The following is an 18,912-nucleotide window of genomic DNA, read 5'->3' on the forward strand; positions in this document are numbered from 1 at the left end:
CCCCCCCCCCCCCCCGGCGTGGTCTGCGACGTCATGGACACCGGCCGCCCTGCCCAAGGACCCGCCGCAGCCAGGAGTCCCGCACGGCAGCCGCGGCCCTGGACGCCTCGGCGTCCGGCGAGAAGCCCGTGAAGCCGTGGTAGCCACCGGCCCATACGTGCAGTTCGGCCTGGCCGCCGGTGGCCCAGATCCCACTCGCGTACGCGAGTGCCTCGTCCCGGAAGACCTCGGCGGCGCCGACCGTGATGAAGGCCGGCGGCAGCCCGGACAGGTCGTCCGCGCGGGCGGGTGCGGCGTACGGGGACACGGCGTCGGTGCCCCGGTCGGCGCCGAGGATCGCGTTCCAGGCCGTGTCGTTGTTGTTGCGGTCCCAGATGCCGATGCCGTCGTACTGCCGGCTGGAGACCGACTCGTTGCGGTCGTCCAGCATCGGGCAGTCCAGGACCTGGCCGGCCAGCGCCGGGCCGCCGCGGTCGCGGGCCAGCAGGGCGACGCCGGCGCTCAGGCCGCCGCCCGCGCTGGACCCGCTGACCACGATGCGGCCGGCGTCGACGCCGAGTTCGGCGGCGTGCTCGGCGAACCAGAGCAGCCCGGCGTAGCAGTCCTCGACGGCGGCCGGTGCCGGGTGCTCGGGAGCGAGCCGGTACTCGACCGTCACGGCGACGGCCCCGTAGCGCACCACGTCCTCCACGAGGCCCGCGGCCCCGAAGAACCGGTTGCCCAGGACCATGCCGCCGCCGTGGATGGAGTAGATCCCCGGCGCGTCCCGCACCTCGCCGCGTGGCCGCAGCACGGTCAGCTCCACCTCGGGCGCCCCGGCCGGACCCGGCACCCGCACGTGCTCGAACTCCACCGGATGGTCGCCGATCACCGTCTCAAGCGGCGGCACGATGGTGGCGAAGTGGGCGCGGTTGGCCAGGATCGTCGCGGCCCGCAGCGGGATGCCCTCGATGAGTTCGCGGCACGCGGCCAGCCCCGGTTCGAGCTGCGGATCGTAGGGGACGGGGCGTGGCCGCGGCACGCCGCCCACCGCGGGTTCGGCCGGCACGGTCAGGGACCTTCCGGGTCGACGATGCCGCGGTCCACCCAGAACGGCTCGACCAGCGAGCGCAGTTCGTCGGCGCCGACCCGCTCCAGCAGGTCGAGGGCGCCGATGTTCTGCTCCACCTGCTCAAGCCGGGTGGCGCCCACCAGGGTGGTGACGTTCGCCGGGTGGCTGAGGGTGAAGGCGACGGCGAGTTGGGCGGCCGTGGTGCCCAGCTTCTCGGCGAGTTCGACGATGCCGGGGACGGTGGCCACGATCGCCTCGCGGACCGAACCGGGGTCGCGCCCGATCTCCCGGGTGGGCGCGGTCCGGCCGGCCAGGATGCCGCCCTCAAGCACGTCCGACGACTGCATGCTGAACCCGGCGCCGAACAACTCGGCGAACGGCTCGCCGTCCGGGATGGAACGGCGCGCCAGGCTGTACTTGAGCTGCGCGATCTGCGGCCCGGCCACCCCGCGCTCGGCGGCGATCCGGCGCAGCTCGCGGATGTTGGAGGCCGACCAGTTGTTGACGCCCCAGGCCCGGATCAGCCCGGCGTCGGTGAGCCCGGCCAGGTCGTCGACCAGGTCTTCCAGTCGTACGTCATCGCGCCGCAGGTCGCCGAGGATCACCAGGTCGGCCCGGTCGAGCCCGGTGCGCAGGAACGCGTTGTCCAACTGGGGCTTGAAGCCCTCCTCGCCGAAGCCCTCGATCCACAGCTTCACCGAGGCCAGATAGGCGTCGCGGGGCACGCCCACCGCGCGCATGATCGATCCCCACAGCACGTCGGTGAAGACCGGGGGCTTGCCGGGGAGGCCGTACACACCCACGTCGAACAGGTTGACCCCGCGGTCGAGCGCGTAGCGGACCATGGCTACGGCGTCGGCGAAGTCCATCCGGTCGAAGATGTGCCACGAGCCGAGGGAGAGCGCCGAGGTCTCCAGGTCGCTGGTGCCGATGCGGCGCCGGGGAAGCAGTGTGCTGGTCACGCGTGATTCCTTTCTGCGGGTCGGCTCACGGAGCCGGATCGCACTCGCTCAGGGGGAGTCTTCGCCGCGCTCAGGGCAGCCGGGGGTCGATGACGGCCTTGATCTCCTCGTGCCGGCTCATCGCGGCGATGCGCGCGGAAGCCTCGGCGAGTCCGACGGGCGCGCCGAACAGGCGGTCCCAGGGCATCCGGTCGGCGAAGGAGGTGAAGAAGCCGATCGCCTCGTGGTAGTCGGCGATGTCGCCGTTGAGCGAGCCGACGATGGTCAGCTCCTTGCCCATCACCGCACCGAGCGCCAGCGGGTCGGAGACCGGCCCGGTGCTGCCCACGATGACCACGCGCCCGCGCTGGGCGGCCATCGCCACCGCCTCCCGACCGACCGAGGGCGCGCCGGCGAAGTCCAGTACGAGGTCGGCGCCCTGGCCCTGGGTGAGTTCCTGCACCCGGGCCACCGCGGCGTCCGAGCCGTCGGCGATGTCCACGGTGTGCTGTGCGCCGAACTCCTTGGCCAGGTCCAGCCGCGCCTGCGGGGCACCGACGGTGATCACCGAGCCCGCGCCGCCGAGGTAGGCGACCGCGGTCGCGAACAGGCCGAGCGCACCCGAACCCTGCACCACCACCCGGGATCCGGGCCGCACACCGCCGGCCCGGGAGAACGCCCGCAGCACGGTCTTCGCCGCACAGCCGGCCATCGCCGCCCAGGTGTCGGGCACGCCGTCGGGCAGCAGCAGCTTGGCCGCCTTGGGGACCACGTACGCGTACTCCGAGAGCCCGGCCGTGGCGTACGGGTGCACGTCGGCGCGCTGCCGGAACCCGTAGCCGCGGTCGGAACAGGCGACCGGCTCGCGCAGCACGGTGCAGCCGTGGCAGGCGCCGCACGTCGACTCGGACCAGCCGATCCGGTCGCCCACGTGCAACTCGCGGCCCAGCGCGTCCCGGGTGCCATCGCCGAGGGCGACGATCTCGCCGACCATCTCGTGTCCGAGCACCATCGGCAACATGCCGGGGAAGGTCATCTTGCCCGACCAGATCTCGATGTCGGTGCCGCACAGCGTCGTGCAGACGATGCGCACCAGGGCGGCGCCCGGTTCGGGTTCCGCCGGAAGCGGCAGGTCGGTGAGGTCGAGCGCGGCGCCGTGCTCGCTCAGGACGGCGGCACGTGTCGAGGAGGGGAAGTCCATCGAAGCTCCTTCGGATCGAGCGTATCGGGGGCTCGACGATGCGTTAGTCTACGGACGTTGACTCAAATGTCGAGACCCTGAGAGCAACGAGGAGCACCCGTGCGCACAGCCGACGGCGACGCCCAACCTGCACCGGCCGACCTGATCCTGCGAGGCGGTGTGGTCCACTCCCTGTCCCCGGGTGGCCAGGGAGTGACCGCGATCGCGGTCCGCGAGGGGCGCGTGGCCCGGATCGGCGCCGACCATGAGGTGATGGCGCTGGCCGGCGCGGCCACCGAGGTGATCGACCTCGAAGGCCGCGCCGTCCTCCCGGGCATCAACGACGCCCATCTGCACGCCACGTGGCTGGGTGCCATGTGGCCCGACACGCTCTTCGGCGACCACGTGGCGCCGGGGCCGCCGCCGCAGCGCCCGCTGGCGGACGCCGCCCAGCGCCGCCGGGCGATCCTGCGCGCCGGCGAACTGGCCACCTCGCTCGGCATCACCAGCTACACCGAGCCCGGCCTCGGGCCCGGCGAGGACGAGGGCGCCAGTGGCGCGTTCGGCTCCTCGGTCGCCGAGCAGTACCGCGCCCTGGCGGCCGACGGCCTGCTGCGAGCCAGGGTCACGGTGCTGTGGCTGTTCGGCGAGCTCGACGGGCCGAGCGACATCGACAGCTTCCTCGCCGGGCTCGCCGCGACCGACGGCGCCACCAGCGACCCGCGGTGGCTCCGCTTCGCCGGCGTCAAGATATTCGCCGACGGCATCCCGCCCATGCAGTCCGCCTACACGCACAACTGCTACGCGGACGGCGTCAGCGCATCCCTGCTGGTGGCGGGCGCCGACGACGCGGAGCGCGAGGCGAACCTGAGCCGGATGATCATCGCCGCCCACCACGCGGGCCACCAGGTGGGCGTGCACGCCACCGGTGACCGCTCCATCGAGGTCACCCTCGATGCGATCGAACGGGCCCGCGCCGAGAAGGACGCCGACCTCGGGCACTACGTCATCCACGGCGACCTGGTCACCCGGCCGCAACTGCGCCGGATGGCGGCGCTCGGGGTCGGTCTCGACACCCAGCCGGAGATCGCGGTACGTACCCGCTCGTTGGTGGACGCCGCGCTCGGCCCCGGCGCCGCGGAAGCGGCCTGGCCGCTCCAGGCCGTGCTGGACGAGGGGGTGTCGCTGTGCCTGACTTCCGACGCCCCCGTGCTGTCCCCGGACTGGCGCCGGCAGATCGCCGCGGCCGACGAGTGGATGGGCCCCACGAACGACCCGCGCCGCCGCATGGCACGGCTGCTGCGCTGCTACACGGTCGAGCCCGCCCGCCAGGACCACGCCCTGGACTGGAAGGGCACGCTGGCCCCCGGCATGGTCGCTGACCTGTGCGTACTCGAAACGGACCCGCTCGCGGTGACCCCGGCCGAACTGCCGGACGTCGCGGTGGACCTCACGGTCCTGGACGGCGAGGTCATCTACCGGCGCGGGGCCGTGGCGGCCGAGGCCGCAGCGCCCGAGGCTGGGGCACCCGCGACCGTGGTGCCCGAGACAGCCTGACGGCGGCTCCGGCGGGCCTGCCCGGTGGTGGGTGGGCCGGCCGGTGGGTGGGCCGCGACGTGGCCGCGGGTCGGTTGTGCGCAGGCCAACCAACCCTCGCGCCAGCGCCCACCCGCCGTTGCCGGGTGGGTCGAGCCGGGGCATGTCAGACGGGCTGTGGGTGGGGTGGGTCGGCCCCCACCCACAGCCGTGGGGGAGTCGGCCCCGGTGCCGGCCCCGCCCCCGCTCCTGGCGGGTGGCCCGTCCTGGGGGACGCCAGGCCACCCGCCGGGGAACGGCATCGGCCCCGCTGCACGGAAGTGCGGCGGGGCCGATGTGCTTGGTGTTACGAGGCGGTCCGGGGCGCCAGGAAGACGCGGGCGCCCCGGCGGGTGTGGCCACCGGGTGGCCGGGCGGGTCGCCGGGGGCGGTGGCGTTCGTCGAACGTGCGCCGCCAGACTGTGGGCCGCCGGCCACGACAGGTGCCCAGGTCAGGTGCCCGGGTCAAGGCCCCACCCGTCAGGTGAGCAGTTGGCCGCCGTCCACCGGCAGGCTCGTACCCGTGATGTGCGCGGCGGCGTCGCTGGCCAGGAAGACGACCGCGGCGGCGACGTCCTCCATGGCGGCCATCTTGCGCAGCGGGATGCGGCTCTCCCACGCCTGGCGCTGGGGCGAGCCCTCCGGCATGCCGACCGCCAGCATCTCGGTGAGCACCGGGCCGGGAGCCACCGCGTTGACCCGGATGCCGTGCTCGGCCAGCTCGATGGCGGCCCAGCGGGTGAGTGCGTCCACCGCCGCCTTGCTGCTCTCGTAGCCACCCATGCCCGGGGTGGGTTGCCGGCCGCCGATCGACGACAGGTTGACGACCGTGCCGGCGGTGCCCGCCGCCACCATGCGCTGCGCGACGTGCTGGGTCATCAGGAAGGTGCCCACCACATTGGTCCGCAAGATGGTGTCCAGATCGCTGCCGGCCAACTCCAGCAGGCTGCCGTGGATGGTCAGCAGCCCCGCGTTGTTCACCAGCACCTCGATGGCGCCGAACTCCTTGTGTATGGAGTCGAGTTCGCTGATGATCGAGGACGCGTCGGTGATGTCGAGTACCCGGCTGTGTACGCCGAGTTCGGCCGCCGTGGCGGCGACGCGCTCCGCGTCCCGGTCGGCGATCACCACGGTGTCACCCGCCGCGGCGAAGGCGGCGGCCACGGCGCGACCGATTCCGCCGGCCCCACCGGTGACGAGCACGGTACGTGTGCGCTTCATCATCACTCCCCTCGCGCCACAACCCCTGTTGCGGCGTCGGCCGTATAGTATACAAGTGTAGACGAAAAAGCCGAGGCTTCCGGGAGGAGCTTTGAGCACTACGCAGTCCGTGCCGCGCCGCCAGTTGGGGCCCGGTGGCCCCGATGTTCCGGTGCTGGCGCTGGGGTCCTGGAACACCTGGGACCGGATGGAATTCGATGACGCGGTGGCCTTGATCGCACGGGCCGCGGAGCTCGATTGCGCCTTCTTCGACGTCGCGTACTACAACATGGGTCCGCACGCGGAGAACGCCCGGACCGACCTGATCTTCGGCCGCGCCGTACGGGAGGCCGGCCTCGCCCGGGCCGACTGGCAGTTCTGCGGCAAGCTCTGGCTCTGGGACTACCCCACCACCGGGTTCACCGAGCAGATGGAGACCTCGCTGGAGCGGGTGGGCGTGGAGCGGGCCGACACCGTGGTGGTCGGCGACTACTTCGGCGAGCTCGACGTGGCGCGGGTGGTCACCGACGTCGCCGAGCAGATCGAGGCCGGCCGCTTCGACACCTGGGGCGTCAACAACTGGCAGTACCGCGACCTGCGTGCGGCGATCGACATCGCACGCGAACGCGGCCTGGTGCCACCCACCTTCGCGCAGCTCAAGTACGGGCTGGTGCGCAGGTCGATGGCCGAGGGTGACTACTACGCGCCGCTCTTCGACTCCGGAGAGCTCGCCCTTCAGGCGTCCGACGTCTTCGAGGGCGGCATGTTGGTGGGCAACCTGAAACCGGCCCGCAAGATCGGCGCCGACGTCGGCGGCATCCGCGAGCGCATCGCCGCCTCGTTCGGCGAGGTGCAGCGGCTGGCCGAGTCCCTGGGGGCCTCGCCCGCCCAGTTGGGCATCGCCTTCTGCCTGGCCAACCCCGGCACCGCAAACGTCCTGGTCGGGGTCTCCCGACAGGCCCAGCTCGAAGACAACGTCGGCGCGATCGCGCTGCTCGACCGGGTGGGTGCCACGGCGCTGCGCGAGGCGGTGGCGGGCCTGTGGCTCGACCGCGACGTCGCGGCGGACGGCACCTGGTGAAGCGGGCCGCCCACGGGCGCACCCGCACCGGCTCAACCCCCGTAGCACAACACTTCAGGAGGACACGATGACCGCACCCAGCACGCCCACCTCGCCCGGCTCTCCCGACCGCATCGTTGAGATCGCGATCGGTTACATGGGGGCGAAGCAGCTCTTCGCCGCCGCCCGTACCGGCATCTTCCGCGCGCTGGTCGACGGCGAGCGCGACGTGGCCGAACTGGCCGCCGCGACCGGGGTCAGCGAGCGGATGGCGCGGATACTCGCCGACGCCATGAACGGCCTGGGGCTGCTGGAGCGCCGCGAGGGCCGCTACCGGCTGACGCCGGACACCGCCGCCCACCTGACCGGCGAGGGCGAGCTCGACCTGCACCCCTTCCTGTCCTTCCTGAACGAGATCAGCTACGGCCACTGGCTCCAGTTCGACACCACCGTCGACACCACCAAGCCCGGTGACCTGGCCATGGACGAGGAGCGGTGGAAGTCGTTCATGGCCGGCGTCATGCGCTACAACGCGCTGCACGCCGCCATGCTCGCCCGCACCTTCGACTTCGGCCCCTACCGTTCGCTGCTCGACCTCGGTGGTCTCTCGCCGGCCTTCGCCATCGGCGCGCTCCAGGCCAACCCCGAGCTTTCGGCCCGCTTCGTCTTCGACCCGGCCTCCACCGACGCCATCGCCGAGGCGCTGGCCGCGGCCGGCCTCACCGAGCGGGGTCAGATCGACCCGGCGCCCACCGACTCGGCCAACCCCGGCGGTGATCACGACCTGGTCATGGTCAACCACGTGATCCACCGCTTCACGGCCGAGCAGAACCGCGTCATCCTGGCCAACGCCCGGGCCGCCGCCCGCGAGGGCGCCACCCTGCTGCTGCTGGACTTCCTGCTCGACGACGACGAGCGGCAGCGCCCGATCGACGCCCTGCACGCCGGGGAATACCTGGTCATCGACGGTACGGTGGTCTACCCCGAGTCCGAGGTGACCGAGTGGCTGACGGCCGCCGGATGGCGTCAGCGCGAGGTACTTGCGCTGCCCGGCAGCCCGCGCGTTATCGTCGCGGAAGCGGTCTGACGCCGACCCGTAACACCCGGCTGAACAACGGCCCCGCCCCTGCCAATTTGGCTGTGGCGGGGCCATTGCCTTTTTTGCCGACGTCCGTAGACTAACGGCCACGACACGTGAGATGGCGGGCAAGGGAACATCTGATCCACCCCCCGTCTTTGGGCTGAGCGTTGCGATGGCGAAGAGGACAGCGGTTTTCCTCTCCCGGCTCGATCTGGCATCAGCGCCCCTCTTACTTGAGAGAAGATTCCATGCAGAGGATCTGGAGAGCCACACTTGTCGCGGTCATCGCCCTCGCGCTGGCCGCCTGTACGAACGCCGGAGCGGACTCCGGCAGCGGACCCGTCGAGAAGATCAAGATCGGCACCCTCCTCGACGTCACCTCCTGGGACCCGGCCCTGGCCGACATCGGCTTCGACGGTCCCTACCTGTCAGCCGTCTACGACCCCCTGGTGGCCCTGGACAAGGACTCCCACCCGGTTCCCGCACTCGCCACGTCCTGGACGTACTCGCGAGACCAGCGGATACTCACCATGCGACTGCGCTCCGGTGTCACCTTCACCGACGGGCAGCCGTTCAACGCGGCAGCCGCGGTGCAAAACCTCCAGCACCTGCAAAGGGGCGTGCGCTCCGGCCAGACGTACGCCAACGTCACCGGCATCCGCGAGGTGGACGCGAACACCATCGCCCTCCACCTCAAGAAGAAGGACGACGCCCTCCTCTACAACATGGGGCTCGGGCGGAGCTGGATGGCCTCACCCGCCGCGATCAAGGCGAAGTCGCTCGCGATGCAACCCGTCGGCTCGGGCCCTTACACCTTCAACACGGGGAAGTCGACACCCGGCTCGGAGTACGTCTTCAGCAAGAAGCCCCAGCACTGGGACCGGAAGACCTACCCCTTCGACTCCGTGAACATCTTCCCGATCTCCGACCCGACCGCCAGCTTCAACGCCATGCTCTCGGGTCAACTCAACGTCGCCTACGCCAATGCGGCCGACATCCCGCACGCCAAGCGCAACAGTTGGAACATCTCAGCCAAGGTAGCCACCTGGGTCGGCATCCAGTTCACCGACCGCACCGGCAAACAGCTCAAGCCACTCGGTGACCTGCGCGTCCGCCAGGCGATCAACCACGCCTTCGACGGCGCCGCCATCCTCAAGTCGGTCGGCCAGGGCGCCGGGGTCGCCACCAACCAGGTCTTCCCCGCCGGAGACCCCGCCTACGACCCCACGCTCAACGACCGGTACGCCTTCGACATGGACAAGGCCAAGAAACTGATGGCCGACGCCGGCTACGCCGACGGCTTCAAGGTGACCATGCCGATGTCGTCGATCTTCCAAGCCTGGCAGCCGGCCGTCCAGCAGATTCTCGGCCAGCTCGGCATCAAGGTGACCTGGAAGAACCTGTCGCCGGCCGACTACCAGAAGAACGCGTCGACCTACCCCATGTTCGTCGCGGTGGTGGCGCTCGACTCCAACTCGGCAGCGTCGGTCGACGGCCGGATCGCCTCCCAACAGTGGTTCAACCCGAACCCCTCCACCGAAGCGTTCCCGAAGCTCCACCAACTCCTCGGGGACATCGACGCCACCACGGGCAAGGAACAACTCGCCCACATCCGCGAGCTCAACGCCGCGGTCACCGACCAGGCTTGGCAGAACGTCTGGTACCAGGCGGACAACACCTACTTCAGCAAGAAGGGCGTCACGGTGACCCCCATCACCGGGATGATGTTCCCGACCCTGCGGTTCATCCAGCGCGGCTAGTTCCCGTAACGGCGGTGGTCACCCGGTGCGCGGGTGACCACCGCCCCCAGAGGGGTCCTTACATGATCAGATTCACCATTCGGCGTCTGCTGTCAGGAGTCGTACTCCTGGTGGTCGTCACGTCCGCCTCGTTCTTCCTGGCCCACCTGGCCATCGGCGATCCCACCGCCGCCCTGCTCGGCGACAGCGCCACTCCGGCCCAACGGGCGGCGATGCGCGAGCAACTCGGCCTGGACCGCCCGCTCATGACACAGTTCTGGGACTGGGCAAGCCACGCCGTACGAGGCGACTTCGGCACCTCGTGGCGTAACTTCCAGCCCGTCTCCGACCAGATCAGCCTACGCGTTCCCGTCACCCTTTCGATCGTGATAGCCGCCACGCTGCTCGCGGCAGTCATCGGCCTCGTCGTGGGCGTCGCCACCGGGCTGCGCCCGACCGGCGTCCTCTCCCGCGTCCTCAAGCTCGCCTCGGTCGTCCTCTTCGCCCTCCCCGGCTTCTGGGTGAGCCTGATGCTGGTGATGGCCTTCGCGATCAAACTCCAGTGGTTCCCGGCCGTCGGCTACGTACCGTTCTCCCACTCCGGAAGCGGCTGGCTGCGCTCCATCACCCTGCCTTCCATCGCCCTGGCGCTCGGCGCCATCGTGATGATCGCCGAACAGCTCCGCAACGGCTTCCTCGAAGTCAACAACCAGGACTTCGTCCGTACGCTGCGGGCCCGCGGGCTCTCCGCGCGCCGGGTGACGGTGCACGTGCTGCGCAACGCGTCACCGGCCGCGCTCACCGTGCTCGCGGTCATGTTCGTCGGGTTGCTCGGCGGCGCTGTCGTCGTCGAAATCATCTTCAACCTGCCGGGCATCGGCAGCCTGACCCAGTCGGCCTCCCAGATCGGTGACATCCCGGTCCTGCTCGGACTCACCGTCGTCACCGTGGTGTTCGTCGTCGTCGTCAACTTCCTGCTCGACCTCGTGCTCGGGTGGGTCAACCCGAAGGTGCGCGAGAAATGACCGTTGCCGCATCACCCGAAGCAACCGCGCCCGTCCCAGCCAAGCACGGCCTGTGGGCCCGCTACCTGCGCCGACCCGTCGGCGTCGGCGCCCTCGCGGTCTTCCTCCTGGTGGTCTTCGCCGGGCTGTTCGCCCCGCTGCTCGCCCCGCACGACCCCAACTTCGTCGACTTCGCCCTCACCCAGGCATCGCCCGACTCAAGCCACTGGATGGGCGGTGACTCGGCCGGCCGGGACATCCTCAGCAGGCTGTTGTTCGGAGCGCGAACCACCCTGTACGGGGCGGCCGTCGCCTGTCTGACGGGCATCGCGCTCGGCGTGCCCTCCGGGGTGGCCGCCGGCTACTTCGGCGGGCTCACCGACCGGGTCTTCTCCTGGATCAGCGACGGCGTGCAGTCCGTACCCGGCATGATCGTGCTGCTCATCGTCGCCGCCGGCACCGGCGCCGACTTCACCATCCTGATGGTGACCGTGGGCGCGTTCATGGCACCCGGCTACTACCGCATCTCGCGCTCCAAGGCGCTCGCCGTGCGCCAGGAGCCCTACATCGACGCCGCCCGCGTCGCCGGACTCACCCACCTCAAGATCCTGCACACCCACGTACTGCGCGCCGTACACGCCCCGGTGATCATCCAGTCGGCGCTCACCGCAGGCATCGCGATGGGCATGCAGACCGGCCTCCAGTTCCTCGGCATCGGCACCGCGTCCGACGCCAACTGGGGCCAGATGATGAACGACGGGTTCCGCACCATGCTGAACCACCCGCTCATCCTGCTGTGGCCATCGGCCGCGCTCGGCATCACCATCGCCGCCCTCGCCTTCATGGGCTCCACCCTCGCCGACCTGGTGAGCGTACGGGCCGAACCCGCGCCCCGGAGCCGGCGCGGCGCCGAGCCGGTCAGCGAGGCGGTGACCAGCAAGAGCGGCGACATGGTGCACCCGCTGGAGGCCAGTGCGCTGCGCATCGACAACCTGCGCGTCAGCTACCGCACCGCCCACGGCGACAAGCAGGTCGTCCGCGGCGTCTGCCTGGACGTCGCCCCCGGCGAGGTGCTCGGCATCGTCGGCGAATCCGGCTCGGGCAAGTCCCAGACCGTCTTCTCCGCGCTCGACCTGCTGCCCTCCGACGGCCGAGCCGTCGCCGACGGCATCTGGCTCGGCGGCCAGAGCGTGGGCGACCTGCCGCGGGCCGGCCGGCACGCCCTGCTCGGCACCCAGATCGGTTACGTACCGCAGGAGCCCATGAGCAACCTTGACCCCTGCTACACGGTCGGGCACCAACTCATCGAGCCGCTGCGGGCGGTGCACAAGCTGTCCAAGGCCGAGGCCAAGGAGCGGGCCCGCAAGATGCTGCTGCGGGTCGGCATCACCGACCCCGACCGCGTCATGGCCTCCCACCCGCACCAGATCTCCGGCGGCATGGCGCAGCGCGTCCTGATCGCCGGCGCGGTCGCCGGCAACCCCAGCCTGCTGGTGGCGGACGAGCCGACCACGGCCCTGGACGTCACCGTCCAGGCCGAGGTGCTGGAGCTGCTGCGGGAGCTCCAGCAGGAGTTCCAGATGGCGCTGGTCATCGTCACCCACAACTTCGGTGTGGTCGCCGACATCTGCGACCGGGTCGCGGTCATGAAGGACGGCCGCGTCATCGAGACCGGCACCGTCGACCAGATCTTCGCCAACCCCAGCGACCCCTACACCGCTGAGCTCATCCACGCCTCGCAGGACGACACCGAGAGCCGCGCCGACCTGGACGCGGCCTGGAGCACGGCCGGACGGACGGTGCACTCATGAACACGGAACCGCGCGAAGCCACCCCGCTGCTCCAGGTGGACGACCTCGTCGTCGACTACCGCAGGGGCCGCACCACCTTCCGCGCCCTCAAGGGCGTGTCGATGACCATCGCACCCGGCGAGTGCGTGGGCCTGGTCGGCGAGAGCGGATCGGGCAAGTCGACACTGGGCAAGGCCATCCTGGGCCTGGCCGAGGTCGCATCGGGCCGCATCACCTTCGACGGCGCCGACATCACCCACGCCAAGGGCGCTGCCCGGCGCAGGCTGGCCGCCGACCTCCAGGTCGTCTTCCAGGACCCGTACGGCTCGCTCGACCCGACGCTGACCGTCGGTCAGATCCTCGCCGAGCCGCTGACCGCATCGGGCACCAGCAAGGCCGACGCGCGCAAGGCGGTCGCCGAGATGCTGGATCAGGTGAGGCTGCCCGCCGACACGGTGAACCGCTACCCCAGCGAGTTCTCCGGCGGACAGCGGCAGCGGATCGCGATCGCCCGCGCGCTGGTGCGCCGACCGCGGCTGATCGTCTGTGACGAACCGGTCAGCGCGCTCGACCTGACCACCCAGTCGACGGTCATCGACCTGTTCATCGACATCCAGCGCGAGACCGGCGTCTCCTACCTGTTCGTCTCCCACGACCTCGGCGTGGTCCGGCGCATCTGTCACCGGGTTTCGGTGATGTACCAGGGAGAATGCGTGGAGACCGGACCGAACGAGACGATCACGCGCAACCCCGAGCACTCCTACACCCGCCGGCTGCTGCTGGCCTCCCCGGTCGCCGACCCGGCACGGCAGGCCGAGCGCCGGCGGAGCTGGCTCGGACTTCGTGCGACGGCGGGGTCGCCAGTACCGTAGGGACAACTATGCCGAAGATTATCGACCACGATCAGCGACGGCGAGAGATCGTCGCCGTCGCCAAGAAGCTCATCATCCAGGGCGGCTTCGAGGCCGCGACCATGAGGAGCATCGTCGCTGAGGCGGGTTTCGCCAATGGTGCGCTCAAGCGTTACTTCCCCAGCAAAGACAGCATCGTGGCCGCCACCTTCCAGAGCGTGCTCGCGGAGATGAACGAGCGGATCCTCGAAGCGGACCCCTCGCTCGACCCGCAGGAGGCGCTGCGGCGTGACATCGAAGTGACGCTGCCGCTGGACAAGTACCGCATCGACTCCGCCCGCGTGCTGCTCGCACTGTGGGAGCACTCGATGGCCAACGAGGAACTCGCGGTGCTCTACCGCGAGCACCTCGGGGAGTGGCGCCGGCGGCTGGCGGTGCGGATCGCGGCGGCGCGCGGCAGGGACGAGCCCTGTGACGCGCCGACCGTGCTCGAACTCGCGGGGGAGGTCATCGACATGTCGATCGGGGCCAACGTCACCTCCCTGATGTTCCCCGACGGCGCGCTGATCCCCGAGCACCGCGCGTACGTCGACCGGCTGATGCGCAACATCATCGACTGATCCGGTTCCCGCGGGTGCCTGCGCGGGGCCGTGACGAAGGCCAAGAAAAGGATCTTGTATGGACGTACGAGGCCGGCTCTTCATAGGCGGCGAGTGGGCCGCCGCCACCGACGGGGCGGAGTTCACTACCCACGACCCCGCCACCGGAACGGTCCTGGCGACCTGCGCCGAGGCCGGGCAGGCGGACGTGGACGCCGCCGTGGACGCGGCCCGCGCCGCCCTGACCGACCCGGCGTGGGCCGCGCTGCCAGCGGCCGAACGCGCCAGGCTGTTGTGGCGGGTCGCCGAACTCATCGAACGCGACGCCGACCACCTCGCCGAATTGGAGACCCGCGACCAGGGACAGCCCCTGGGGGTGGCGCGCGGTGTCAGCGTCGCCGGGGCCGCGGAACACTTCCGCTACTACGCGGGCTGGGTCACCAAGATCGAGGGGACCGTCAGCCCGGTCTCCTTCCCGAACACCCTGCACTTCACCCGCCGCGAACCGGTCGGGGTGTGCGCGCTCATCACCCCCTGGAACTTCCCGCTGATGATCGCGGCGTGGAAGCTGGCCCCGGCGCTGGCCTGCGGCAACACCGTGATCCTCAAGCCCGCCGAACAGACCCCGCTGACCAGCGAACACCTGGTGCGGCTGTGCCAGGAGGCCGGCTTCCCACCCGGGGTGGTCAACCTGATCACCGGCGGCCCCACCGCGGGCAAGGCCCTGGTGGCCCACCCCGGGGTGGACAAGGTCTCCTTCACCGGCTCCACCGAGGTGGGCCAGGAGATCGTCCGGACCTCCGCGAACGACCTCAAGCGCGTCACCCTGGAGCTGGGTGGCAAGGCGCCCAGCATCATTGCCAGGGACGCCGACATCGATGCCGCCGTACGGGGCAACGTGCAGGGGGCGCTGCTCAACAGCGGACAGGTGTGTGCCGCCTACGCCCGCTTCTACGTGGACCGCAGCCGGGCTGATGAGTTCACCGAGAAGCTCGCCGCCGCCGTCGCGGAGCTGCGCCTCGGCCCCGGCCTTGCCGCCGACACCCAACTGGGGCCGCTGGTCACCGGCGAACACCTGGCGCGGGTGGACGCCCTGGTCAAGGAGGGGGTGGGGGAGGGTGCCGAACTGGTCACCGGCGGGCTGCGCGCCGACGGCGACCTGGCGGCCGGCAACTTCTACCGGCCCACCGTCTTCGCCGGCGTGCGCGACGACATGACCATCGCCCGCCAGGAGGTCTTCGGCCCCGTGCTGCCCGTCCTCACCTACGAGGACGAGGACGAGCTCGCGGCCCGGGCCAACGACACCCGCTACGGCCTGGCGGCTGCGGTGTGGACCTCCGACCTGGCCACCGCACACCGGCTCGCGGGCGACGTCCGGGCCGGCGCGGTGTTCGTCAACATGCCGCCGATACCCGACCCGGCCGCGCCCTGGGGCGGCTTCGGGGCCAGCGGCTGGGGGCGGGAGATGGGCTCCGCCGCGCTGGATGTGTTCACCGAGACCAAGGGCGTATGGATGCACCACGGGTGATCCGTCCGACCGCACAAGAGGAGAGACAGATGAGTCAGGACCCAGCCGACCACGAGGGCGTGCACGCGGCCGTACAGGCATACGTGTCGGCGGTCAGCGTCGCCGACCCGAAGGCGGTGCGGGCGGCCTTCCGCCCCGACGCGCACATGTGGGGCTATCTGGGCGAGGAGTTCGTCTCGGCGCCGATCGAGGCGTTCTGCGAGGTGGTCGCCGCCGACACGGAGAGCGCGCAGTGGAGCCGGGAGTACACGTACGCCATCCGGTCGGTGGAGATCAGCGGCGAGGTGGCGGTGGCCGTCCTGGACGAGTTCGGCTACCAGGGCCACGACTTCACCAACCACTTCTCCCTGGTCCGCCAGGACGGCGAGTGGCGGATAGCCAGCAAGACCTTCTTCCGCCGCGATGCGGCAGCGGGCGCCGGGCCGCAGGGGTGATCAGCAGGGCCGGGCATCAGGTCAGAGCGGCAGGCTGAGCGGCCAGGCTGGCATAAAACAACCCTATGCAGAACGGCAGTTGGCCCCCGCGGCGGCGTCCGCGGGGGCCAACTGGTCTGGGTGGGTGTGTCTCAGGCGAGCGTGACCTCGACCGGCAGGTGCTTGATGCCGTTGACGAAGTTGGAGCGCACCCGGGGGGCCTCGCCGGCCAGCTTGATGTCCGCCAGCCGTGGCACCAGCTCCTCGAACAGGATGCGGATCTCGGTACGGGCCAGCAGGTTGCCCAGGCACAGGTGCGGGCTGCCCTTGCCGAAGGTGAGGTGGTCGTTGTCGCGGCGCGCCACGTCGAAGCGGTACGGATCGGGGAACACCTCCTCGTCCCGGTTGCCGGAGGCGAACCACATCACCACCTTGTCCCCCTCCTTGATCCGCTTGCCGCCCAGCTCGGTGTCCCGGGTGGCGGTGCGGCGGAAGTGGTAGACGGGCGAGGCCCAGCGCAGGAACTCCTCGACCGCGCCGGGGATCAGCGCCGGGTCGTCCCGTAGCCGGGCGAGCTGGTCGGGGTGCTGGAGCAGGGCCAGCATGGCGTGGCTGATGGTGTGCCGGGTGGTCTCGTTGCCGGCGACCACCAGCAGCAGGAAGTAGTTGTCGAAGTCGGCGTCCGAGAGCGGCACCCCGTCCCGCGGCACCTCGTTGACCAGCTTGGACACCAGGTCGCCGGCGTCGCCCCCGCGCCGCTGCCGGGCCAGCTCGCGTCCGTAGGCGAAGACCTCCAGCGAGGCGGGGGAGCGGAACGGCAGGTCGCGGTAGCGCTCGCTCTCCTCGCTGTGCAGCAGCACGTCGGCGTAGTCGGGGTCGGTGTGGCCGATGATGCGGTTGCCCCAGTTGATGAGCTGCTGGTTGTCCTCGGGCGGCACGTCGAGGAGGCGGGCCAGCACGTTGATGGGGAAGTCGGCCGAGACCTCCTTGACGAAGTCGAAGCTGCCCTTGGCCAGCGCCGCGTTCAAGGTGGTGGCGGTCAGGCCGCGCAGGAAGTCGGTGTAGCTGTTGATGACGCGGGCGCCGAACTGCCGCTGGAGCAGGCTGCGCAGCGCCCGGTGGCGCACGCCGTCCAGTTCCAGGAGCGAGGCCCGCCGCTTGATCTGGTCCTCGTCCACCTCCTCCAGGTTGACGAACTTGGTGGAGGTGAACGTCTCGGCGTCGCGGTCGACGCGGGCGATGTCGGCGTGCCGGGTGACGGCCCAGAAGCCGGCGTTCGGCGCGGGCTCGGGCTGCCAGTGCACCGGGTCGGCGTGGCGCAGGGTGTGGAACATCCGCCAGGGTGTGACGCCGTCCGCGAAGTGGTCCAGGTCGGCGAGGTCCACCTGGTCCAGCGGCAGCGGCTCGCGCACCGCGTCGGCGATGGACTGCCGGTCGGGTTGGCTCGGGAGCTGGGTCATGGGCGCGCGACTCCTTGCCGTCACAGGTGGTAGGCGTACTCGGTGAACTCCCAGTCGGTGACGTGCCGGTGGAAGCGGGTGACCTCGTCGCGCTTGTACGCGAGGTAGGAGGCGGTGAAGTCCTTGCCGAGGAGTTCGGTCAGCGCGGTGTCCGCCTCCAGGGCGTCCAACGCCGCCGGCAGACTGGTCGGCAAGGTGGCCGAACGCGCGCTGTCGTAGCCGTAACCCTCCAGCGGGGCGGGTGGCTCATCGCCCGCCAGGATGCCGATCAGGGCCGCGGCGAGGGTGCCGGCGATCAGCAGGTACGGATTGGCGCTCGCGTCGCCCAGGCGCAGTTCGAGCCGGGAGCCGGCGCCGCGCTCGGGTGGGATGCGCACCATGGCGCTGCGGTTGTCCAGGCCCCAGTCGATGAGCCAGGGTGCCAGGGTGTCGGGCCCGAGCCGCTTGTAGGAGTTGACCGTCGGGTTGGCCAGCGCGGACAGCGCCGGGGCGTGGGCCAGCACCCCGGCCACCGCGTGCCGGGCGGTGGCGGACAGGGCGTGCGGCGCCGCCGGGTCGGCGAAGGCGTTGCCGCCCGCCGCGTCCAGGCACGACAGGTGGAGGTGGAATCCGGAGCCGCCCGCGTCGTTGAACGGCTTGGCCATGAAGGTCGCCAGCCGTCCCTCCTTACGGGCCAGCTCCTTGATCGCCGACTTGAAGCGGAAGGCACGGTCGGCGGCCTCGGCGGCGTCGCCGTGGGTCAGGTTGATCTCGAACTGGGCGCCGTCGTACTCGTGGTTGCCGCTGCTGACGCCGATGTCGAAGTCGCGCAGCAGGCGCAGGGTGCGCAGCAGATGGTTGTCCGGGTCGGCGCGCAACCCTGCCGTGTAGACGACGCCGTCGGCCTCGCTGTAGCGCCGCCAACCCTGCTCGGATTCGGGCGCCGCGTCACACAGGAAGTACTCCAACTCCGGTCCCACCACCGGGCGCAGACCGTGTTCGGCCCAGGTGTCGAGGACGGCGCGCAGCAGGTCGCGGGGTGACTCGGGGGCCGGCAGGCCGGTGGCCGGGTCGGTGACGTTGCCCAGCACGGTGGCCACCCCGGGCTCCCAGGGCAGCGCGGCCAGGGTGTCGAGGTCGGGGGTGACGCAGATGTCGGGCAACCCGGCGTCGAGCCCGCCGGCGACGGAGACCGTGTCGCCCTGCGGGCTGGTGTGGTAGACGGCGCGGCAGAAGGCCAGGCCGTGCGTCATCGCCGAGGGGAGGTGGTCCAGGAGGACGTCCCGGGCCCGTTCGGTGCCGATGAGGTCGGGATAGGTCACCCGGACCACGTCGATGCCCTCGGCGGCCAGTTGTTCCATGCGCCGGCGGACGGCTGGGGTGTCGGATGCGCTCACCGGTTGCTCCTCAGGGGAAGGGGGCGCCTCCCCAGGCCGTGGGGCGCTGGGGGAGAGGGGAGTA

The 18,912-nt window shown here is 70.9% G+C and carries 16 protein-coding genes; 10 read left to right on the forward strand and 6 right to left on the reverse strand.

The features are described from left to right. Window positions 1-31: 31 nt before the first annotated feature. From ACMA1D_RS17200 to ACMA1D_RS17210, 3 genes are all read right to left on the reverse strand, one after another. On the reverse strand, window positions 32-1,048 hold the full coding sequence (locus ACMA1D_RS17200) for an alpha/beta hydrolase (protein WP_414724860.1): 1,017 nt from the start codon (window positions 1,046-1,048) through the stop codon (window positions 32-34). A 2-nt stretch (window positions 1,049-1,050) separates the two neighbouring features. After that, the gene (locus ACMA1D_RS17205) at window positions 1,051-2,013 is read right to left on the reverse strand and encodes an aldo/keto reductase (protein ID WP_414724861.1); all 963 of its coding nucleotides are present in this window, start codon (window positions 2,011-2,013) and stop codon (window positions 1,051-1,053) included. 70 nt (window positions 2,014-2,083) lie between these two features. Then, window positions 2,084-3,193, reverse strand: coding sequence for a zinc-binding dehydrogenase (locus ACMA1D_RS17210; RefSeq protein ID WP_414724862.1), 1,110 nt, complete (start codon window positions 3,191-3,193; stop codon window positions 2,084-2,086). Between the two features lie 99 nt (window positions 3,194-3,292). On the opposite strand from ACMA1D_RS17210, the gene ACMA1D_RS17215 reads away from it, so the two are divergent. Beyond that, the gene (locus ACMA1D_RS17215) at window positions 3,293-4,729 is read left to right on the forward strand and encodes an amidohydrolase (protein WP_414724863.1); all 1,437 of its coding nucleotides are present in this window, start codon (window positions 3,293-3,295) and stop codon (window positions 4,727-4,729) included. A 498-nt stretch (window positions 4,730-5,227) separates the two neighbouring features. On the opposite strand, the gene ACMA1D_RS17220 is transcribed toward ACMA1D_RS17215, so the two are convergent. Further along, window positions 5,228-5,971 (reverse strand): SDR family NAD(P)-dependent oxidoreductase, encoded by a 744-nt coding sequence (locus tag ACMA1D_RS17220; RefSeq protein WP_414724864.1) that lies wholly within the window; start codon window positions 5,969-5,971, stop codon window positions 5,228-5,230. An 88-nt stretch (window positions 5,972-6,059) separates the two neighbouring features. Here ACMA1D_RS17220 and ACMA1D_RS17225 point away from each other — a divergent pair, with 88 nt between their 5' ends. The 9 genes from ACMA1D_RS17225 to ACMA1D_RS17265 all read left to right on the forward strand — a co-directional run bounded on the left by ACMA1D_RS17225 (window position 6,060) and on the right by ACMA1D_RS17265 (window position 16,033). Beyond that, window positions 6,060-7,028 (forward strand): aldo/keto reductase, encoded by a 969-nt coding sequence (locus tag ACMA1D_RS17225; RefSeq protein ID WP_414724865.1) that lies wholly within the window; start codon window positions 6,060-6,062, stop codon window positions 7,026-7,028. Between the two features lie 67 nt (window positions 7,029-7,095). Beyond that, the gene (locus ACMA1D_RS17230) at window positions 7,096-8,094 is read left to right on the forward strand and encodes a methyltransferase (RefSeq protein ID WP_414724866.1); all 999 of its coding nucleotides are present in this window, start codon (window positions 7,096-7,098) and stop codon (window positions 8,092-8,094) included. A 242-nt stretch (window positions 8,095-8,336) separates the two neighbouring features. Beyond that, window positions 8,337-9,848 (forward strand): ABC transporter substrate-binding protein, encoded by a 1,512-nt coding sequence (locus ACMA1D_RS17235; protein ID WP_414724867.1) that lies wholly within the window; start codon window positions 8,337-8,339, stop codon window positions 9,846-9,848. Between the two features lie 62 nt (window positions 9,849-9,910). Beyond that, window positions 9,911-10,852, forward strand: coding sequence for an ABC transporter permease (locus ACMA1D_RS17240; protein ID WP_414724868.1), 942 nt, complete (start codon window positions 9,911-9,913; stop codon window positions 10,850-10,852). After that, window positions 10,849-12,642, forward strand: a complete 1,794-nt coding sequence (locus tag ACMA1D_RS17245) for a dipeptide/oligopeptide/nickel ABC transporter permease/ATP-binding protein (protein WP_414724869.1) — start codon at window positions 10,849-10,851, stop codon at window positions 12,640-12,642. The genes ACMA1D_RS17240 and ACMA1D_RS17245 overlap by 4 nt, the downstream gene beginning before the upstream one ends. Then, entirely contained in the window at window positions 12,639-13,493 is an 855-nt protein-coding gene (locus tag ACMA1D_RS17250; protein ID WP_414724870.1) for an ATP-binding cassette domain-containing protein, read from the forward strand. Before ACMA1D_RS17245 ends, ACMA1D_RS17250 begins: the two co-directional genes overlap by 4 nt. Window positions 13,494-13,501: 8 nt before the next feature. Next, a complete protein-coding gene (locus tag ACMA1D_RS17255; protein WP_414724871.1) occupies window positions 13,502-14,092 on the forward strand; it encodes a TetR/AcrR family transcriptional regulator in 591 nt (196 codons plus the stop codon). Window positions 14,093-14,150: 58 nt separating this feature from the next. Continuing rightward, complete coding sequence (locus tag ACMA1D_RS17260; protein ID WP_414724872.1) at window positions 14,151-15,599, forward strand: aldehyde dehydrogenase family protein; 1,449 nt, start codon at window positions 14,151-14,153, stop codon at window positions 15,597-15,599. 29 nt (window positions 15,600-15,628) lie between these two features. Beyond that, a complete protein-coding gene (locus ACMA1D_RS17265) occupies window positions 15,629-16,033 on the forward strand; it encodes a nuclear transport factor 2 family protein (RefSeq protein WP_414724873.1) in 405 nt (134 codons plus the stop codon). Window positions 16,034-16,164: 131 nt separating this feature from the next. Here the strand turns inward: ACMA1D_RS17265 and ACMA1D_RS17270 are convergent, their stop codons facing one another. Both ACMA1D_RS17270 and ACMA1D_RS17275 read right to left on the reverse strand, forming a co-directional pair. Further along, window positions 16,165-17,472, reverse strand: a complete 1,308-nt coding sequence (locus tag ACMA1D_RS17270; RefSeq protein WP_414724874.1) for a cytochrome P450 — start codon at window positions 17,470-17,472, stop codon at window positions 16,165-16,167. A 20-nt stretch (window positions 17,473-17,492) separates the two neighbouring features. Further along, complete coding sequence (locus ACMA1D_RS17275) at window positions 17,493-18,848, reverse strand: glutamine synthetase family protein (protein ID WP_414724875.1); 1,356 nt, start codon at window positions 18,846-18,848, stop codon at window positions 17,493-17,495. Window positions 18,849-18,912: the final 64 nt, after the last annotated feature.

It is taken from the genome of Streptomyces sp. 796.1 (assembly GCF_047525675.1).
In the GTDB taxonomy this organism is placed as follows: Bacteria; Actinomycetota; Actinomycetes; order Streptomycetales; family Streptomycetaceae; genus Streptomyces.

Excerpts from the sequence above, each read along its gene's own strand:
- ACMA1D_RS17240 (WP_414724868.1), top strand. The coding sequence starts at position 9,911 with ATGATCAGATTCACCATTCGGCGTCTGCTGTCAGGAGTCGTACTCCTG.
- ACMA1D_RS17270 (WP_414724874.1), bottom strand. The coding sequence starts at position 17,472 with ATGACCCAGCTCCCGAGCCAACCCGACCGGCAGTCCATCGCCGACGCG.
- ACMA1D_RS17260 (WP_414724872.1), top strand. The coding sequence starts at position 14,151 with ATGGACGTACGAGGCCGGCTCTTCATAGGCGGCGAGTGGGCCGCCGCC.
- ACMA1D_RS17230 (WP_414724866.1), top strand. The coding sequence starts at position 7,096 with ATGACCGCACCCAGCACGCCCACCTCGCCCGGCTCTCCCGACCGCATC.
- ACMA1D_RS17255 (WP_414724871.1), top strand. The coding sequence starts at position 13,502 with ATGCCGAAGATTATCGACCACGATCAGCGACGGCGAGAGATCGTCGCC.
- ACMA1D_RS17210 (WP_414724862.1), bottom strand. The coding sequence starts at position 3,193 with ATGGACTTCCCCTCCTCGACACGTGCCGCCGTCCTGAGCGAGCACGGC.
- ACMA1D_RS17235 (WP_414724867.1), top strand. The coding sequence starts at position 8,337 with ATGCAGAGGATCTGGAGAGCCACACTTGTCGCGGTCATCGCCCTCGCG.
- ACMA1D_RS17220 (WP_414724864.1), bottom strand. The coding sequence starts at position 5,971 with ATGATGAAGCGCACACGTACCGTGCTCGTCACCGGTGGGGCCGGCGGA.
- ACMA1D_RS17265 (WP_414724873.1), top strand. The coding sequence starts at position 15,629 with ATGAGTCAGGACCCAGCCGACCACGAGGGCGTGCACGCGGCCGTACAG.
- ACMA1D_RS17245 (WP_414724869.1), top strand. The coding sequence starts at position 10,849 with ATGACCGTTGCCGCATCACCCGAAGCAACCGCGCCCGTCCCAGCCAAG.
- ACMA1D_RS17250 (WP_414724870.1), top strand. The coding sequence starts at position 12,639 with ATGAACACGGAACCGCGCGAAGCCACCCCGCTGCTCCAGGTGGACGAC.